Annotated in this window: 20 protein-coding genes; 13 read left to right on the forward strand and 7 right to left on the reverse strand. The window is 33.2% G+C overall.

All coding sequences use genetic code 11. The annotated features are described in order from the left end of the window. The first annotated feature begins 83 nt into the window (after positions 1 to 83). The 3 genes from ACHRVZ_RS06975 (at position 84) to ACHRVZ_RS06985 (ending at position 4,032) form a co-directional block, all read left to right on the forward strand. Positions 84 to 2,921, forward strand: coding sequence for a TonB-dependent receptor (locus tag ACHRVZ_RS06975; protein ID WP_395421528.1), 2,838 nt, complete (start codon positions 84 to 86; stop codon positions 2,919 to 2,921). A 105-nt stretch (positions 2,922 to 3,026) separates the two neighbouring features. Next, positions 3,027 to 3,449, forward strand: a complete 423-nt coding sequence (locus ACHRVZ_RS06980; RefSeq protein WP_395421529.1) for a hypothetical protein — start codon at positions 3,027 to 3,029, stop codon at positions 3,447 to 3,449. A 91-nt stretch (positions 3,450 to 3,540) separates the two neighbouring features. Next, the gene (locus tag ACHRVZ_RS06985; RefSeq protein WP_395421531.1) at positions 3,541 to 4,032 is read left to right on the forward strand and encodes a septal ring lytic transglycosylase RlpA family protein; all 492 of its coding nucleotides are present in this window, start codon (positions 3,541 to 3,543) and stop codon (positions 4,030 to 4,032) included. Positions 4,033 to 4,073: 41 nt separating this feature from the next. Here ACHRVZ_RS06985 and ACHRVZ_RS06990 read toward each other — a convergent pair whose 3' ends face one another. Beyond that, positions 4,074 to 4,529 carry a DinB family protein gene (locus ACHRVZ_RS06990; RefSeq protein WP_395421532.1) on the reverse strand — a complete coding sequence of 152 codons (456 nt, stop codon included), beginning with the start codon at positions 4,527 to 4,529 and terminating at the stop codon, positions 4,074 to 4,076. A gap of 77 nt (positions 4,530 to 4,606) precedes the next feature. Between ACHRVZ_RS06990 and ACHRVZ_RS06995 the strand changes: the two genes are divergently transcribed. From ACHRVZ_RS06995 to nadD, 6 genes are all read left to right on the forward strand, one after another. Further along, positions 4,607 to 4,960: an arsenate reductase family protein gene (locus tag ACHRVZ_RS06995; RefSeq protein WP_395421534.1), complete on the forward strand. Its 354-nt coding sequence runs from the start codon at positions 4,607 to 4,609 to the stop codon at positions 4,958 to 4,960. 205 nt (positions 4,961 to 5,165) lie between these two features. Continuing rightward, on the forward strand, positions 5,166 to 6,026 hold the full coding sequence (locus ACHRVZ_RS07000) for a YicC/YloC family endoribonuclease (RefSeq protein WP_041518608.1): 861 nt from the start codon (positions 5,166 to 5,168) through the stop codon (positions 6,024 to 6,026). A gap of 16 nt (positions 6,027 to 6,042) precedes the next feature. Continuing rightward, positions 6,043 to 6,639, forward strand: coding sequence for a hypothetical protein (locus ACHRVZ_RS07005; protein ID WP_395421536.1), 597 nt, complete (start codon positions 6,043 to 6,045; stop codon positions 6,637 to 6,639). A gap of 25 nt (positions 6,640 to 6,664) precedes the next feature. Then, a complete protein-coding gene (gmk, locus tag ACHRVZ_RS07010; RefSeq protein ID WP_395421537.1) occupies positions 6,665 to 7,240 on the forward strand; it encodes a guanylate kinase in 576 nt (191 codons plus the stop codon). A 74-nt stretch (positions 7,241 to 7,314) separates the two neighbouring features. Next, complete coding sequence (locus ACHRVZ_RS07015) at positions 7,315 to 7,737, forward strand: DoxX family protein (protein ID WP_395421538.1); 423 nt, start codon at positions 7,315 to 7,317, stop codon at positions 7,735 to 7,737. 70 nt (positions 7,738 to 7,807) lie between these two features. After that, entirely contained in the window at positions 7,808 to 8,389 is a 582-nt protein-coding gene (gene nadD, locus ACHRVZ_RS07020; RefSeq protein WP_395421539.1) for a nicotinate (nicotinamide) nucleotide adenylyltransferase, read from the forward strand. A 54-nt stretch (positions 8,390 to 8,443) separates the two neighbouring features. On the opposite strand, the gene ACHRVZ_RS07025 is transcribed toward nadD, so the two are convergent. Both ACHRVZ_RS07025 and ACHRVZ_RS07030 read right to left on the reverse strand, forming a co-directional pair. Then, complete coding sequence (locus ACHRVZ_RS07025; RefSeq protein WP_395421541.1) at positions 8,444 to 8,815, reverse strand: PKD domain-containing protein; 372 nt, start codon at positions 8,813 to 8,815, stop codon at positions 8,444 to 8,446. Between the two features lie 87 nt (positions 8,816 to 8,902). Next, positions 8,903 to 9,808 (reverse strand): LysR family transcriptional regulator, encoded by a 906-nt coding sequence (locus tag ACHRVZ_RS07030; RefSeq protein ID WP_395421542.1) that lies wholly within the window; start codon positions 9,806 to 9,808, stop codon positions 8,903 to 8,905. 85 nt (positions 9,809 to 9,893) lie between these two features. On the opposite strand from ACHRVZ_RS07030, the gene ACHRVZ_RS07035 reads away from it, so the two are divergent. The 3 genes from ACHRVZ_RS07035 to ACHRVZ_RS07045 all read left to right on the forward strand — a co-directional run bounded on the left by ACHRVZ_RS07035 (position 9,894) and on the right by ACHRVZ_RS07045 (position 13,290). Beyond that, positions 9,894 to 10,655 (forward strand): type 1 glutamine amidotransferase domain-containing protein, encoded by a 762-nt coding sequence (locus ACHRVZ_RS07035; RefSeq protein WP_395421543.1) that lies wholly within the window; start codon positions 9,894 to 9,896, stop codon positions 10,653 to 10,655. A 166-nt stretch (positions 10,656 to 10,821) separates the two neighbouring features. Next, on the forward strand, positions 10,822 to 11,979 hold the full coding sequence (locus tag ACHRVZ_RS07040) for an iron-containing alcohol dehydrogenase (RefSeq protein WP_395421545.1): 1,158 nt from the start codon (positions 10,822 to 10,824) through the stop codon (positions 11,977 to 11,979). A 315-nt stretch (positions 11,980 to 12,294) separates the two neighbouring features. Then, positions 12,295 to 13,290, forward strand: coding sequence for an NAD(P)H-dependent glycerol-3-phosphate dehydrogenase (locus ACHRVZ_RS07045; protein ID WP_395421546.1), 996 nt, complete (start codon positions 12,295 to 12,297; stop codon positions 13,288 to 13,290). A gap of 186 nt (positions 13,291 to 13,476) precedes the next feature. On the opposite strand, the gene ACHRVZ_RS07050 is transcribed toward ACHRVZ_RS07045, so the two are convergent. From ACHRVZ_RS07050 to ACHRVZ_RS07060, 3 genes are all read right to left on the reverse strand, one after another. Beyond that, on the reverse strand, positions 13,477 to 13,884 hold the full coding sequence (locus tag ACHRVZ_RS07050) for a hypothetical protein (protein WP_395421547.1): 408 nt from the start codon (positions 13,882 to 13,884) through the stop codon (positions 13,477 to 13,479). Between the two features lie 97 nt (positions 13,885 to 13,981). Continuing rightward, on the reverse strand, positions 13,982 to 15,001 hold the full coding sequence (gene pheS / locus ACHRVZ_RS07055) for a phenylalanine--tRNA ligase subunit alpha (RefSeq protein WP_395421548.1): 1,020 nt from the start codon (positions 14,999 to 15,001) through the stop codon (positions 13,982 to 13,984). A 123-nt stretch (positions 15,002 to 15,124) separates the two neighbouring features. After that, positions 15,125 to 15,481 (reverse strand): hypothetical protein, encoded by a 357-nt coding sequence (locus tag ACHRVZ_RS07060; protein ID WP_395421549.1) that lies wholly within the window; start codon positions 15,479 to 15,481, stop codon positions 15,125 to 15,127. A gap of 277 nt (positions 15,482 to 15,758) precedes the next feature. Between ACHRVZ_RS07060 and ACHRVZ_RS07065 the strand changes: the two genes are divergently transcribed. Beyond that, entirely contained in the window at positions 15,759 to 16,310 is a 552-nt protein-coding gene (locus tag ACHRVZ_RS07065) for a CvpA family protein (protein ID WP_395421550.1), read from the forward strand. Positions 16,311 to 16,401: 91 nt separating this feature from the next. Here the strand turns inward: ACHRVZ_RS07065 and ACHRVZ_RS07070 are convergent, their stop codons facing one another. Next, complete coding sequence (locus ACHRVZ_RS07070) at positions 16,402 to 18,810, reverse strand: glycosyl hydrolase family 95 catalytic domain-containing protein (protein WP_395421551.1); 2,409 nt, start codon at positions 18,808 to 18,810, stop codon at positions 16,402 to 16,404. Between the last annotated feature and the right edge of the window lie 201 nt (positions 18,811 to 19,011).

Raw genomic sequence — 19,011 nt, forward strand, 5'->3', positions numbered from 1 at the left:
AAAACTTATTTTTCTTAACATTTTGATAACACTATCTGATTTAATTGTTATAATTTTGCCAAAAACAATAAACTAAATAACAAATGAAGACAATGAAAAATTGGTTACTCACTGGACTATTGTTCATGATAGTTTCAACCGCATTTTCTCAAGGAAAAATTACAGGTACAATTACCGACGGTAGTGGTTCATTACCGGGAGCAAACGTAGTGATCAAAGGATCTACAACTGCTACTTCTACAGATTTTGACGGTAAATTCATTCTGAATGCAACAACAAGTACAGGAGAAATCGTTATTTCTTTTTTAGGTTACGAAAACAAAACTGTAAAATTTTCAGTTTCTGGTGGTTCAACTACCAACTTAGGAACAATCGTTTTAACTTCTAATTCAAACGAATTAAGCGAAATTGTTGTAAAAAGTTCAGTTGTCGATATTGCAAAGGACAGAAAAACTCCTGTAGCAGTTTCTACAATTAAAGCTGCTGAAATTCAGGAAAAATTAGGAACTCAGGAATTTCCGGAGATCTTAAGAAACACTCCTTCAGTATATGTTACTAAATCAGGTGGTGGTTTTGGAGATTCAAGAATTAACATTCGTGGATTCAACCAAAACAACATCGCAGTTATGATCAACGGTATGCCGGTAAACGACATGGAAAACGGCTCTGTTTACTGGAGTAACTGGGCAGGTTTATCTGATGTAACATCTGCTATGCAGGTTCAAAGAGGTTTAGGAGCATCTAAACTTGCAACTCCATCAGTTGGAGGAACCATTAACATTGTAACAAAATCTTCTGACAAAAAAGAAGGTGGATCTTTCTCTTCTGGTTTTGGAAACGGTAGAAACTTCAAAATTCAAGGTTCATACAATACTGGAAAATTAGCTAATGGTCTTTCTGCTTCTGTTTTATTATCTCAAACAATGGGAGATGGTTACGTTGACGGAACTCAATTTGAAGGTTCTAACTATTATGTAGCTTTAGGATACGCTAACAAAAGTGGTAAACATGACTTTCAACTTACTGTAACAGGTGCTCCACAATGGCACAACCAAAGATCTACAATATCTACAATTGCTACTTACCAACAATATGGACATAATGGAGATCCAAATATCAAATACAATGCTGATAATGGTTATTTGAATGGTGCAGAATATAACATCAAGAAAAATTATTACCATAAACCTGTTGCTTCTTTCAACTGGGATTATAAAATCAACGAAACAACAAAACTTTCTTCTGTTCTTTATGCTTCTATGGGGCGTGGTGCTGGAACTAGTGGAACTGGAGGAATTAAAGGAAAAGGATACAATGATCTTGTAGCTTTCAGAACTGCTGATGGTGCAGTTGATTACGACAAAATCGTAGCTTACAACTCAGGTCAGCCAGTTACTATCGCTGGTTTGAATGGACTACAAACAAGACAAAAAATTGGTGGAGTTTACCAAAACAGTTCTTACTTTAATGCAAATTCAGCTATAGTTGACTACAACCCACAAACAAATATCAATACTTCTGGTATCTCACAAACTTCATCTATCAACTCTCATGACTGGTTTGGTGCAGTAATCAACTTGAACAAAAAACTATCTAATACATTGACTTTAGATTTTGGTTTTGACGGAAGAACTTACAAAGGGTATCACTATACAGTTTTAAATAACTTATTAGGTGGAAATGAGTATTATGATAATTTTATTGCTGACCAAAAACCAACTGGTAGACATTTAACAACTACTTACGACACAAATGTTCAATGGAATGTTTTTCAAAACAAAGACTATGAAAAAATCTCTTTTAATAGTACTGGTAACGTAAAATGGTATGGTTTATTTACTCAATTAGAATACTCTAAAGATAATTTAACAGCATTCGTTCAAGGAGCTGTATCACAACAAGGATACAAAAGAGAAGATGATTTTGTTTACAAAACGACTGATCCGTTATCTTCTACTCCTTACAAAAATCTAACTGGTGGAAACGTAAAAGGTGGAGCTAACTACAATATCAACGAGAAACACAATGTTTATATTAATGCTGGATACTACTCAAGACAACCGTTCTTTAACTCAGTTTATCCAAACAACAAATCTACAGTAAACCCTAACCTTACTAATGAGAAAATCACTGGATTTGAAGCTGGTTATGGTTTCCGTTCTAGATTCTTTAATGCTACGGTAAACCTTTACAATACAACTTGGAATGACAGATACTTAAAAGGTAATGCACTTACTGCAACACCAACTATTCCTGCAAACTCAACTTATACAGAATTCGTAGGTCTTAATGAGGTTCACTCTGGAATTGAATTTGAAGGTAGCTCAAATATTACTGACAGGTTCAAAGTTACAGGTATGTTCTCTTACGGAATCTGGGAATATAAAGGAAATGCTACTGTAAATGCTTACAATCAATCAGACAACACACCAGTTGTTGGATACACTGCTGCAACTGTATACATGGATAAAGTAAAAGTAGGTGATGCTGCACAGCTTACTGCATCTTTAGGAGCTTCTTACGAAGTTGTTACGAGAGTAACGCTTGATGCTAACTACAATTACAATGGTAATTTATACGCTGGATTAAACCCTGTAAACTTTACATCTCCAACAAACAAAGGAGCCTTAGAATTACCTTCTTACGGATTGATGGATGCTGGTTTCTCTTACAAAATGTTAACTGGTAAAAACAAAGACAAATCTGTAAACTTTAGATTAAACGTAAATAACGTTCTTGACAAAATCTACATTGCTGAGGCAAGAACTAATATTTTCGCTAGTGATAACGTAAGTTCAACAAATCCTGCTTTAGGAACTTATGCTTCTAATAACAGACTTTACAATGGAGTTGCTAACGCAAACACTGTATTCTTCGGATTTGGAAGAACATGGAACTTTACATTACGTTACGATTTCTAATATTTAGAATCTAAATAAATACCAAAAACGGCATTGACTTTTAGTCTAATGCCGTTTTTTTTATGCCGTTTTTTGCTATATTTGTTTTAACAAAAAATATTATTTATGTACCATTTTTTACAAAAATTCCATTCGGGCTGGGCGTATTTAGCGCTATTGCTTTTATTTATTGCAGTTATAAATGCCATCATTGGCTTCAATTCTAAAAAAGATTTCACAGCTAAAGATCGTAAAATTGCATTATTTGCCTTAATCGGAACTCATACTCAATTATTGATTGGTTTAATTCTTTATTTTGTTTCTCCATTAGGAAAAGCAGCATTCGGACAGATGTCGAATGCAGAACTAAGATTAACTTCATTAGAACACCCACTAATAAACATTATAGCGATCATTCTAATTACTATTGGATGGTCTAAACATAAAAAATTAATTAATAGTGAAGCAAAATTTAAAACATTTGCTATTTTTTACGGATTAGGATTGCTGCTTATATTAAGTAGAATTCCTTGGAACCTTTGGTTCTAAAAAACCCATTAAAAGCCCTTTCGAAATAGGGCTTTTTTTATCTCGGCATATTATTTGTACAAACTCCCCCAAGTCTGAAAAAAAATAAAAAATGAGAAATAAAAAACATATTATACTCACAACACTTACTATAACTTTTTTAAGTTGTTTCACTTACGTTATAAGTCAAACAAAACCAGTAATTGAATCTAAAATCACACAAGATACTGTCAAAAGCAACAGGCCAAATCTAATTGCAATTCCAACTGACTCTGTTTTTACAGACAAAGGCTTAAAATTAAAACCTTACAAGAAAAACGCACACGCCTCTTATTATGCTGATCGTTTTAATGGTAAAAAAACAGCCAATGGAAGCAGATTCAGTAACAGCGCATATACTGCAGCACATAAAAAACTTCCATTTGGAACAAGAATAAAAGTAACAAATGAAGCTAATGGAAAATTCGTAATCGTAAAAGTAACAGATCGAGGTCCGTTTGTAAGAACAAGAGAACTTGATTTATCTAAAAGAGCTTTTATGGAAATTACCAAAAACAAAGGAAGCGGTGCTATGAAGGTAACAATTGAAACTATAGTAGAATAAAAAAATCCCGTCAGGCAAATGTGTCAGACGGGATTTCTTTTTTAAACGAATTTTCGAATACTCATTATAATTCCGGTATGAATACCCTCGTGATAATTATTAAAACTTAACGCACCATCTATATTTTTAAGCACGAAGCCTAAACTCGTTGGATACTCTGTATAATTAACAAAGATATTATTGGCAAAATCTTTCTGAACCTGATCTAATGTTGATGAAAGCAAAATTCTAATTTCATCTACTTCAGCTTGCGAAACATCGCCCTCCGGCTTAGTCCCTTTTTTGTATTTCGTAATAAATTCATCAGAAGCCATAGTTGGTAATCCTGATAATTTATAAATCAAAACTTGTTGTGATGAAACACAATGCGCAATATTCCAAATCAAATTATTACTAAATCCCTGAGGGATTTTATTCAACTGTTCTAAAGAATGATTATCTAAAACCTTCAATAGAATTTCTCTAATGGTCTTTTGTACTTCAAAAACTGAATTCATAATTTTATTTTTTTTCTAAAATTAGGCATTTTTCAGTTTTAAATGAATTTTCTTTGTAGTCTCTTAAATTATAAATCATGAACAAAATATATTACCTCGCTTCTTGTGACACTTGTCGAAAAATCATTAAAAGTTTACCAAAAGACAACAATCTTGTTTTTCACGACATAAAACAAAACCCGATTACCGAAGAAGAGCTTGAAGAAATGCACAAGCTTGCTGGTAGTTATGAAGCTTTATTCAGCAAAAAAGCACAGTTATACAAATCAATGGATTTGAAAAATAAGTCTTTGACTGAGGCCGATTATAAAAAATACATTTTAGAACATTATACATTCATCAGTCGTCCGGTTTTTATTATTGATGAAAAGATTTATATTGGTAATACACAACCTGTAACATTGCAGGTTCAGAAAGCTTTAGAGAAATAACAAACTTAAAGTTGTAATGAATCTGGGTTCGCGTTAGGGACAGAAGTGGAAATCCTTTTTTTGAGCTTTTTCTGCTCAAAAAAAGATTGAAACGGATAGCCCGGCCGAAGGCAACGCCCAAAAAAATATTAAAATTTTGGCGCTAAAAAACTAGAAACCATCACTGTGAAATTTTTAGTATCTTTGCGCCTTTATACTCAATTATATGATACAATCTATGACAGGGTTTGGCAAAGCTTCTTTGCAATTGCCTACAAAAAAAATTACCGTTGAAGTAAAATCCTTAAATAGTAAAGGTTTAGATCTAAACGTAAGAATGCCGTCGCTTTATCGCGAAATGGAATTAGGTTTAAGAACTCAAATCTCAACAAAACTAGAAAGAGGAAAGATTGATTTCGGGATTTACATCGAAAGCACTTCTGAACAAACTTCAACTAAAGTAAATGTTCCTGTTGTAAAAAATTATATCGCTCAGCTGAAAGAGGTTTATCCTGATGCTGATGAAACCGAGTTGATGAAAATGGCCGTTCGTATGCCTGATACGTTAAAAACGGAACGTGAAGAAATCGACGAAAACGACTGGGAGCAAATCCAGGTTATCATCGAAGAAGCTTTACAAAACATCCTGACTTTTAGAAAAGACGAAGGGGAATCTCTTGAAAAAGAATTCAACTTAAGAATTGGAAATATTCGTCAATACATGAACGATGCTTTAGCTCTTGATCCAGAACGTGTTCAAGCAATAAAAGACCGTTTGCAAACTGCAATCTCAGAATTGAAAGTTAATGTAGACGAAAATCGTTTTGAGCAAGAATTGATTTACTATTTAGAGAAACTTGATATTACCGAGGAAAAGGTTCGCTTAACAAACCATTTAGACTACTTTTTAGAAACAATAAAAGGAACTGAAGCAAATGGTCGCAAATTAGGTTTTATTACTCAGGAAATGGGTCGTGAAATCAATACAATGGGTTCTAAGTCGAATCATGCGCAAATGCAGAAATTGGTCGTGATGATGAAGGATGAATTGGAAAAGATTAAAGAGCAGGTTTTGAATGTTTTGTAAATTGCAATAATCAATTATGAAATATTATTTCATTTTTTTCTTTTTCATAATTTTCAATTGTTTTGGACAACAAGTATCTGAAATAAATAAAATTTTAAGAATACCAAACGCATTAGAATTTGAAAAAGAAATTCGTATCTATAAAGATTATTCTACATCAGAAACGATCAAAATATTGCGAATGTATGACGAAGGAAAAAACAATTGGATTGTACAAATATTTTGGTATTCGAAAAGTTTTAACAGCGTAACCAAGATTGATCAAATACAATTTCCTAAAGAGAATCTAGGAAAATTAATAGCAAAAGATGCAAACTTAATATGGTTGAATTTACTTTTGACCAATATTGAATTTCTTCCAAGTATGGAAAGTATAGAATACAAATTAAATACTCCATATATAGATTTAGAAAAGGGAGAACAAATAATTGCCAGAAGAAAGACGAGTATTATTGACGGAAATGGATATCAGGTTTATATCAGAAACGGAAAAATTAAGAATAACTTTTCTTTTGATAACGCTGAATCTTATTTAAAATATTTTCCAAAAGTTGATGAATTAGTCTCATATAATGAATTATTATCAATCTTTAAAAAAGAGTTTAACCTCTAGAAGATTGATCACATATAAATAAAGAATGAACAAAGGAAAATTAATTGTTTTCTCTGCACCCTCAGGATCAGGAAAAACAACTATAGTAAGACATTTACTCGGGAAAGAAGATTTAAATTTAGAATTTTCGATCTCAGCAGCCTCACGCGAGCCACGCGGAGAAGAAGTTAACGGAAAAGATTATTATTTTATTTCGTTAGAAGAATTCAAAAAACACATTAAAGCCGAAGATTTCCTGGAATGGGAAGAAGTTTATCGCGATAATTTTTACGGTACTTTAAAATCAGAAATTGAAAGAATCTGGGCTCTAGGAAAAAATGTAATTTTTGATATTGATGTTGCTGGAGGATTGCGTATCAAACACAAATTTCCGGAACAAACTTTGGCTGTTTTTGTTAAACCTCCAAGTGTCGACGAACTGAAACGTCGATTAAAGCAACGCTCTACCGAAAGTGATGACAAAATAAACATGCGAATTGCAAAAGCTTCGGTTGAGTTAGCAACTGCTCCTCAATTTGATACCATCATCAAAAATTACGATTTAGATACCGCCAAAGAAGAAGCGTATCAATTGGTTAAAGCTTTTGTAAACAAAGACTAGAAACTTCGTAAACCAATACTTTTTTACAATAAGAGCCGTTAGCATTGATGTAAACCGCTATTAATATTTGTATTATGATTAATTTATTTGAAATAAAAAGAAACGAGAATTATCTGAGCATTATTATTCTTATCATTAGAATAGCTATTGCAACATTGATGATTTCACATGGATTATCTAAACTGAATATGCTTTTAGCCGGAGGAGAAATTCAATTTCCTGATCCGCTTGGAGTAGGAAAAACAGCATCTTTAACTCTTGCTGTTTTTGCAGAAGTAATATGTTCTTCCTTTATTTTTATTGGCCTTGCCACAAGACTAGCTACTTTACCACTAATTATTACCATGTTGGTCGCTGTATTTGTTATTCATGGCACTGACCCAATTGATGTTAAAGAAATGGGAATTCTATATTTGTTGTTTTATGTACTTCTTTTAGTAACCGGAAGCGGTAAATTCTCTGTTGACTATTTAATTTCAAAAAAGAATCGTTACTAAGCTATTTTTAAATACCACAGATTAATTTGAATGTAATAATTACTATTTAAATTATGAAAAAAACTCTTTTATGAAGATAGGCCTTTATTTCGGAACTTATAATCCCATTCATGTTGGCCATTTAATCATTGCCAACCATATGGCTGAGTTTGCCGATTTAGATCAAATTTGGATGGTCGTTACGCCACATAATCCATTAAAGAAGAAAGCTACTTTATTAGACGATCATCAACGTTTAGAAATGGTTTTTTTGGCAACAGAAGATTATCCAAAAATTAAACCTTCGGATATTGAATTCAAATTGCCGCAGCCTAATTATACCGTAAATACATTGGTTCATTTGCATGAAAAATATCCAACTCATGACTTTTCATTAATTATGGGCGAAGACAATTTGAAAACGCTTCATAAATGGAAAAACTACGAAGTACTTTTAGATCATTATGATATTTATGTATATCCAAGAATTTCTGACGAAGAGGAAAACATAGAATTAAAATCGCATCCTAAAGTTCATGTTATTGATGCACCAATTGTTGAAATTTCATCTACTTTTATCCGAAACAGTATTAAAGAAGGCAAAAACATTCAACCTCTTTTACCTCCAAAAGTCTGGGATTATATCGATCATAATAATTTCTATAAGAAATAAAAAAAGCCTGAATTATTAAATTCAGGCTTTTTTTATTTCTTATAATTTTCCATTTTAATTCACCGTAATACTTTTCTTCGGGCTAACCGTACAACTACTTCCAGATTTAGAAATAGATACTTCGGCTTTTACTTCAAATGTTCCTGCAGCAGCATAAGTATGCGATACGGCGCCAGTCGCAGTACTTATTGTTTGAGAAGGAGTTCCGTCGCCAAAAGTCCATTTTACAGCAGTCACAGTATTACTTCCACTATATTGAATGGAATAATTAATAACTTTAGAATTAGTTCCATCAACCGAATGTTTTAATTCTGTCAAAATCGAATCTCCAAAACAATCCACTATTGCTTCATCATCATGTTTACTACAAGATACGCCAATAAAAACTGCAGTAAATAGCACTAAAATTCTCAAAACATTCCTCATAACTTGCTAATTTTATGTTCATTAAACAAATATAAAATTTAATATTTACGCAAAAAATTAAAAAAACAAGAATTTACATCTAAATTATTACAATCTATTACCAAAAAACAATTTCAGTTCTTTAGAAATAATCTCAAAAAATGAATTTAAATTATTGTTTTTAGAAGACAACAAATAAACAAACTCTTCAGGAACATGAAAACTATTCCACAGCAATTGCAATTTATTTTCTTTGATATAATTTCTGGCATTACAATTCCAGGTTACAGCTACTCCTTGATTTTTAGACAAAAGCCTGAGCATTTCAGATTCTGAAGGAATGATATAGTTAGGAACCATCGAGGGTCTTTTTTTATTAAAAGCGTACAGCCAAAATAGTTTTATATGTGGAATTCGGGCATCATGACTGTACCACTTTTGCTCGTTGAGCCATTTTTCAATTTCGGTAAAATTATCAGCTTTTAGTATCTGGCGAAAATCTGTTGCATCTAAACTTGTTGGAGCGACCATTATCAGTTTGATCTTCCCTACAATTTCATAAGTCGTGTCAAAAGTATCAAACCTCTTGGTAGTAATTGCAAAATCAAGTTTTTTTGAATCGACTAATTCAAAAAGCTCATCATTTTCTGCGAAAGTAAAATCGATTAAATCAAACTTAGTAATTAAAAGATTTCCAATGCAATCAAAAAGATGTTTCGAAATTCCAACAGAAATTAATCGATTGGCATCTTGCGCTTTTGCACGAAAACCTGCTTCGACACTTTCGAGCCGATCAAGTGCGTCAATAATTAAATTATTGAGTAACTTGGCGTATTCAGTTGGTTCAACACCTTTTGATTTTCGATTAAATAATTTATTACCTACATGTGCCTCCAACATTGATATTTGCTGACTAACAGCAGGTTGACTCATAAATAACTCTTTTGCCGCGATCGAAAAATTACCATTTTTATAAACCGCTTTAAATGTTCTGTACCATTCGAGATTTACCATGACATAAATTTATTTATAACAAACATAGTTTATTTTATTTTTACTAATATCACTTTAGCCGTAAATTTGATCAAAATTAAAACTTATGAAAAAAATAGCATTACTTACGATTATAGCATTCACAGCTTTTAGCACATCAGCTTCAGCTCAAAAATCAACTAAAAAAGGTATGAAAAAAGTATTATTTGTTGTTACCAGTAACGATAAACTGGGCAATACAGGAGAAAAAACAGGATTCTGGTCAGAAGAATTTGCTGCACCATATTATGAGTTATTAGATCAGGGAGTCGAAATTACAATTGCTTCTCCGCTTGGAGGTCAGCCGCCAATTGACCCAAAAAGTGCTGATCCTGCTTCTGCGACTGAAGACACAAAACGTTTTGACGCCGATAAAACATTACAGGAAAAATTAAAAAACACTCTTAAACTTTCGACCATCAATCAAAAAGATTACGATGCCGTTTTTTATCCTGGAGGCCATGGTCCGCTTTGGGATTTAGTTGAAGATAAAAACTCAATTGCTTTAATTGAATCTTTTTACAACCATAAAAAACCAGTCGCTTTTGTTTGTCACGCTCCGGCGGTTTTGAAAAACGTGAAAGTGAACGGTGAATATTTAGTAAAAGGTAAAAAGGTAACCGGTTTTACAAATGATGAAGAAGAAGCGGTGGGTTTAACCAAAGTCGTTCCATTTTTATTACAAGATGCATTAACTCAAAACGGAGGTTTGTTTTCAAAAGGTCCAAACTGGCAACCATATGCTGTTGAAGACGGACTTTTAATTACAGGACAAAACCCAGCTTCATCTAAATTGGTAGCCAGTAAATTATTGCAAAAATTGAAATAAAAAAGGCTCTAAGGCACTGAGTTATTAAGTTACTAAGATTGGAATATCTTTAAAGAAAACTTAAAACTTAGTATACCAATAAATATTAATAAAAAGATATCGAGTTGCCAGGATCAAAAAAACTTAGAACCTTAGCAACTTAGTATCTCAGAAACTTAAAAAAATCATGTTAAACTTTGAATTATACAATCCGACGAATTTAATCTTCGGAAAAGGACAAATAGAAAAACTTTCGACATTAGTTCCAAAAGATGCTAAAATTCTTTTGGCTTATGGCGGCGGAAGTATCTTTAAAAACGGAATTCACGAACAAGTAATCAACAACTTAAAAGGTTTTTATATTGTAGAATTTGGTGGAATTGAACCCAATCCACATTTTGAAACTTTAATGAAAGCTGTTGAAGTTATTAAAGCTGAGAAAATCGATTTCATCTTAGCTGTTGGCGGCGGATCTGTAATTGATGGTGTGAAGTTTATTTCGGCTGCAGTAAACTTTGAAGGAAATCCGATTGACATTTTACAAAAACGTTTGCTGATCAAAGAAAACGCAATGCCTTTTGGAACTGTTTTGACTTTACCTGCGACAGGAAGCGAAATGAATTCGGGAGCTGTTGTCACGATTCAATCAACACAGGAAAAACTGGCATTTGGCGGAAGCGCAATGTTTCCAAAATTCTCAATTTGCGATCCTACAGTAATTGCATCTTTACCCAAAAGACAACTGCAAAATGGTGTTGTAGACGCTTACACACACGTAATGGAACAATATCTTACTTATCCGCATGAAGGTTATTTACAAGACCGAATTGCCGAAGGAATTTTACAGACTTTAATTGAAGTGGGGCCAAAAGTTGTAGAAAACCCAACAGATTACGCTTTGGCTTCGAATTTTATGTGGAGTTGTACAATGGCGCTAAACGGATTGATTCAAAAAGGAGTTCCATCAGATTGGGCAACACATATGATTGGTCATGAATTAACAGCATTATACGGCATCGATCACGCCAGAACTTTAGCCATTATTGGCCCAAGTCTATACAATGTGATGTTTGATACTAAAAAAGAGAAGTTAGCACAATACGGAAGACGTATTTTTAATTTATCAGGTTCTGACGATGAAGTCGCTAAAGAAGCAATTAACAAAACTGTTGAATTTTTCCATACAATGGGAATGGACACAAAATTATCTCAATATACCGATGATTACAGCAAAACAGCCGATTTTATAGTAAAACGTTTTGATGAAAGAGGATGGAAAGGTTTAGGTGAAAAACAACTTATTACTTTAGACAAAGTAAAATCTATTGTTGAAATGAGTTATTAATACACAGTTTCAGTATTTAGTCTCAGTTAAAAACTGAAAACTAAAAAAAAGGCGTTCTTATCTATTTAGGAACGCCTTTTTACAATACTAAAACAAAACTAACTAACTCAATTCTTGCTAAACTCATTAAATTCTAATTTATAAGTAGTTACAACGTAACGATTCAATTTTTATTGTGTAAATAGTAAAATATTTTTATTTTATTTTCAAACCTCCTGAAAACCATTGCTTTTAAAGGCGATTTCTAAATTTCTTAAATCAGTTTTTGTATTATTACTACATTATTAAGTACTTTTGTTTTAAATTATTAAAATAATGAGCGAAAATTTAAAATTTGCAGTAATTGGAGGCGGAAGCTGGGCAACGGCAATTGCAAAAATGCTATGCGTAAATAAACCTGAAATTGCGTGGTATATGCGTAACGATGCTGCAATCGAGCACATTCAAAAATACAAACACAATCCAAATTATTTAAGTTCGGTAGAATTTGACACCCAAAAACTTAAATTAACCAACAATATAAACGAAGCAATTGAATATGCGGATTATGTAATATTTGCTATTCCATCAGCCTTTTTAGACGCTGAATTAAAAAACTTAACGGTTTCTTTAGCTGATAAAATCATCTTCTCAGCCATTAAAGGAATTGTCCCGGAAACGAGTTTAATCGTTGGAGAACACTTCCATATTCAATACGACATTCCATATTACAATATTGGAGTTATTACAGGTCCATGTCACGCAGAAGAAGTTGCTTTAGAAAGACTTTCGTACCTAACAATCGCTTGCGGAGATCCTGAAAAGGCATGTATTGTAGCTAAATCTCTTTCAGGCAATTATATTAAAGCAAAAATATCTGATGATATTATTGGTACTGAATATGCTGCTATGCTTAAAAACATTTACGCAATTGCTGCCGGAATTGCTCACGGTTTAGGTTACGGAGACAATTTTCAATCGGTTATGATGAGTAACGGAATTCGTGAGATGAAAAAATTCATCAGAAAAGTACACAAAATGAAACGTAACATTAATGATTCGGCTTATTTGGGCGATTTATTAGTTACAGGATATTCCGTTTTTTCGAGAAACAGGATGTTCGGAAACATGATTGGAAAAGGTTACACGGTAAAAAGCGCGATGATGGAAATGAGCATGGTTGCCGAAGGTTATTATGCCACAAAAAGCGCTTATAAACTAAATCAGGGTTATGGTGCTAAAACGCCAATTATTGATGCCGTTTATGCAGTTTTATACGAAGGAAAAGATGCTAAATCGGTTTTCAAAAAATTAACTGAATATTTAGATTAGTTTTTTTGAAGGAAGAAATAAGAGGAAAGAAGCTAGAGAATAGACTTTCTCATACATGACATAAAAAAAAGAGTAAAGACGAAATAGATTAGTCTTTACTCTTTTTTTTTATGTCCTATTCTCTAATATCTTGCTTCTTTCCTCTTGCCTCTATTCTCTAGCTTCTATTCTCTAGCTTCTCACCACCTATTTCACCATAACTCCTTCAACAAAAAGAATCGGAACTTCTTCAGTATCATTTTCGTTGATTAGGTTTGATTTGAAGATGAATTTCTTGTCGTATAAAGTATTCCCTATGAAGAAAGTCACTGAAAATTCATTATTTAAAACCAATAGACTCTTTTCGATCATTTCAATTTTCACAACCGAAACAGAAGGAACCTCAACAAATGCGTGACGCAAAATCGATGTTTTTTTCATTTCACCATCAATAGTTCCAAATGCTTTTGAAACGACCATAACGCTGTCTATATTAAAATCGCTGTCATTTACAAGATAAGCGTACCACACTTTTTCCATAAAATCGTCGCTCCATTCCTGAACAGCAGCTAGAAATACATTTTCTACTTCTGGTATTGTTATATCTTTTTTCATATGTATCAAAAATTAAAAGTAAAAGTCATAAAATCGAAAGTTATAAAGCCATTAAAATGGGACCTTCAACTTTCGATTTTATGACTTTCGACTTAAATTAAATATTTGCTTTGAATTGCTCTAAGAAACGAACATCATTTTCGTAAAACATACGGATATCTCCAATTTGATACAGTAACATCGCAATACGCTCTACTCCCATTCCGAAAGCAAAACCATTGAAATCATCAGGATTAATGTCACAGTTTTTAAGAACATTTGGGTCTACCATTCCGCAACCTCCAATTTCTAACCAACCAGTTCCTTTTGTGATACGATAATCTGTTTCGGTTTTTAAACCCCAGTAGATATCAATCTCAGCACTTGGTTCTGTAAACGGGAAATATGACGGACGCAAACGAATCTTAGATTTACCGAACATTTCTTTGGTGAAATAAAGCAATGTTTGTTTTAAATCTGCGAACGATACGTCTTTGTCAATGTATAATCCTTCCACTTGATGAAAAATACAGTGTGAACGAGACGAAATAGCTTCATTACGAAACACACGTCCTGGAGAAATAGTACGAATTGGCGGTTTATGATTTTCCATGTAACGCACCTGAACAGATGATGTATGCGTACGCAATAACACATCAGGATTGGTCTGAATGAAAAATGTATCCTGCATATCACGTGCCGGATGGTATTCTGGCAAATTCAATGCAGTAAAATTATGCCAGTCGTCTTCGATTTCAGGCCCTTCAGAAACGTTGAAACCGATGTTAGCAAAAATATCTATAATTTGATTTTTAACGATCGAAATCGGGTGACGCGAACCAATAATAACCGGTTCTGCCGCACGCGTTAAATCACCAAAAATCCCTTTTGTTTCTTGTTTACTTTCTAATGCTTCGACAATTGTTTTTACTTTATCTTCAGCAGCTGTTTTTAAAGCATTTATAACTTGTCCGAATTCTTTTTTCTGATCGTTTGGTACGTTTTTAAACTCAGCGAAAAAATCATTTAAAACTCCTTTTTTACCTAAGAATTTTATACGAAATGCTTCTAACTCCGATGCGTTTTCTGTTGAAAAAGCTTGCGCTTCACCAATATAATCTTTTATCTTATCTATCATTTTCATTCAATAATTGAGAATACAAATTTACATATTTTAGTTGAAATTCTTTAGTCGCAGTCGCAGTTTTCAGTGCTCAATTAAGTTAATTCTGAAAACTCTGACTCTAACTGGAACTAAAAACTACTCTATAAGTTCTCTTTCTAAAAAATAACTCACAATGGCTTCTTTCATTAAAACCGATTGTTCTCCCGCTTTTAATGACGGTAATTCTTCTTTTACTTTGTAATGTGGCCATCCTTCAGCATCGAAAAAGTCGAATTCATAAAAACCGTAAGGCTCTAATAATCGGCAAATAGCGATGTGCATCAGGTTTAATTTTTCGTCTTTTTTGAATTCACGGTGTACTTTTCCAAGTTCCTGAACTCCAATAAGGTAAATTATGGCATCTAAATCTAAGTCTTCTCCTTGCGAGAACTGATTAGATAATATATCGACGAGCTTTTCCCAGCGCTCTTTTAGTTGTGTATCTCTTGACATTTTTATATTAGATTTTAAATTTTAGACTTTAGATTGAACAATGATTTAACGATTATTTAAATCTAAAATCAACAATCTGAACTCTAAAATTTTTATTGCAAAGATACGGACTTCAAATACAAAGACCTTAAAAAATATAGACATAGAAAAGTTGCTAAGATACGGAGGAACTAAGGGACTATTTTTTTTACCTAAAAAAACCTCTGAACCTTCGCAACTCTGAACCTCTGAACCTAAAAAAGATATATATTTGCGCCTCAATAAAACAGTAGAAAACATGAGTTTTTTAGATATTATTTTGGGAGCACTTCTAGCTTTTAGTTTGTACAAAGGTGTTAAAAATGGTCTTTTTGTCGAAGTTGCTTCTTTTGTTTCTTTATTGCTGGGAATTTATTTAGCGATAAAATTTTCTTCTTTAATGAAAGATATCATTATGAAACACGTTTCCTGGAATCCAAATACAATTCAGGTTACTGCTTTTATTCTGACCTTTATTTTAGTTGTAATAGGCGTTTATTTCTTAGCAAAAATCCTCACCGGAATTGCCGATTTTGCTTTCTTGGGTTGGGCGAATAAGCTTGGTGGAGGTTTTTTCAGGGTTCTGAAAACAATTTTGATCTTAAGCGTTATTATTGTTCTTTTTGAGAAAATAAACTTCAACAATATGCTGGCAAAAAAGGAAACACTAGACAAATCTATTTTCTACAATCCGATAAAAAAAGTAGCTGCATTTGTTTATCCTTCTATTGAGAAATGGTACGAGAACTTTAAAGAAGAACACGCTAAAGTTTCTGAAGAAAAGACTAAAGAGACTTCTGAAAAAGAGTAGCTCCTGCAACGAATAAACCCGACAGGTTTTAGTCCCGAGGCTTCGGGACTAAAACCTGTCGGGTTTGACAAAGATTGCGTTTAGAACTATTCTACCAATTTATTTCCAGCGTTTCTCCCTTTTTCAAAGTTATATTTTGCTTTTTATCTCCGAAAATCAATGTTGTTTTTCCTTCTATTTTAGAATAAACTACAACTTTCCCTAACTTTTTATTGTTCCAATTCATTTCAATTTCAAATCCTCCTCTGGCACAAATTCCTTTTACATTTCCTGTTTCCCAAGCATCTGGTAAAGCTGGCAATAATCTGATTTCATTTTCATTAGATTGAACTAACATCTCGGCAACGGCCGCAGCTCCACCAAAATTCCCATCGATTTGAAATGGCGGATGCGCATCAAACAAATTCGGATAGGTTCCTCCGCCTCTTCTTGGCTTTTCGGTCTTTTTTCCGTCCGGATCAACATATCTTAATAATTCCCTGTACATTTTGTAGGCACGATTTCCGTCCCAAAGTCTCGCCCAAAGATTTATGCGCCACCCTTTTGACCAACCTGTTGTTTCATCTCCCTTTATTTCGAGTGTTTTCTTAGCTGCTACGGCTAAATCCGGAGTTTTCAATGGCGTTATTTGGTCGCCGGGAAACAACCCAAACAAATGCGATTGATGACGATGCTGTGACTCTTCATCATTCCAGTCAAAATACCATTCTTGTAAATTTCCTTTTTTACCAATTTGATACGGATGGAATTTAGAAAGCGCGTTTTCGAGCTTTCCTCTAAATTCAGTATCAATATTTAAAACTTTTGAAGCTTTAATTGTATTCTCGAAACACTCTCTAATCATGGCTAGATCTGCAGTTCCGCCGTACATTGTTGCTCCAATAAAACCATCTGGTGTAATGTATTTATTTTCTGGAGAGGTTGATGGCGATGTAATTAAATTTCCCTTTTTATCTGTAACCATCCATCCTAAAAAGAATTGTGATGCGCCTTTCATAATTGGGTAACCTTCCTTTTTTAGGTAATTTTTATCTTGTGTAAAAACATAATGTTCCCAAATATGCGTACTTAACCAAGCTCCAGACAATGGCCAGCAGGCCCAACTCGGATCTTCTTTTCCGAAGTTTCCAACAGGATTTGTCATTGCCCAAATATCTGAATTGTGTGCCGATGCCCAGCCTTGATTTACTCCATAGAAGGTTTTTGCAGTTACTTTTCCGGTAACAGAAAGATTTTTAATAAAGCTTAAAAGAGGCAAATGCATTTCTGAAAGATTGGTGTTTTCGGCCAACCAGTAATTTTCTTCCAAATTGATATTCATAGTGTAATTACTACTCCAGGGCGGATTTAGATATGGATTCCAAAGTCCTTGCAAGTTGGCTGGAACTCCTAAAGTTCTTGAACTGCTTATCAATAAATATCGTCCGAAATTGAAGTACAGAATCTCTAAATTTTTATCTTCTTTTCCATCAGCATATCTCAATAAACGCTCATCTGTTGGTAAATCTGGTGCGGTTGTTTTTCCTAAATCTAAAGTTACTCTGTTGTAAAATTTCTGATAATCGGCAACGTGAGTTTCTTTTAATTCATTGAATGGTTTTGCATAAGCTTTATTCAGGTTTTGCAATGCAATTGATACGTCATCTAGCCCTTCAATTGCCGGATTTTTATCAAATCCGTTAAAACTTGTAGCAACTGACACATAAACAATGGCTTCCGTGGCATCTTTTAAGATTAACGATTCTCTGGAACTTGTAACTTTTCCATCTGTTTTTTTAATTTGGATTAAAGTTGTAAATCTTGTTCCTCTTTCTTTTACTACCACGTATTTTGGCAAAACTGTATATCCAGGGTTTTCATGAATTGGAGCAACTCCGGTCATTACCAAAATATTATTTCTTACTTCAACATTTGATTTTAATAAGCTTTTTAAATTAATATCAAAATTTAAACCTCCTTTTACGTTACTTGTCATTTTGATTGCCATAATTTGATCTGGTGCCGACACAAAATATTCACGGGTAAATTTTATACCGTTCATTTCGTAACTCACCTTTGATACTGCATTCGAAATGTCTAATTCTCTATGGTAATTGACTGCTTTTCCTTTCTCGGAATTATTGATCTCTAATGTTCCCAGAGGCGAATACGATTCGGAGTTTTTACCTTCAAGTTTTTTATTTAATTCTTCGGCTAGTTTGTAGTTTTCGTTTTTAAGGGCTTCACGAATTGCCGGAAGATTTTTGTATGCTTCTGGGTTCATATTGGCATTTACGGGTTCACCCGACCAAAGCGTAATGTCATTCAGATAAATTTTATCTGAGTTTGCACCGCCAAAAACGGTTGCTCCCATTTTTCCGTTTCCTAAAACCAGACTTTCTTCAAAAAATTCTGCTGGTTGATTGTACCACAAAACCTGCTTAGATTGAGCAGTTATGTTTGCGTAGAAAAAGGAGAAAACAAAAACAAAAAGTGCTTTTTTTATGAAGTTTGAATTCATATCGATATGTTGTTTTTAAATTTTGAACTAACCCAGAAACTTGGGATATTTCCACAATATTAATTTGTTATTGCGAAACATAACACAAATACCCTCCAGTTTTTTTTTCACGAGATTAAAATTGATAGTTAAAATATAATCCTGATTTACATCTTTGTCATTAACGGTTTTTATCCTAACAGGTTTTTTCAACCTGTTAGA

This window comes from Flavobacterium sp. FlaQc-57, from assembly GCF_044007395.1.
GTDB lineage: Bacteria > Bacteroidota > Bacteroidia > Flavobacteriales > Flavobacteriaceae > Flavobacterium.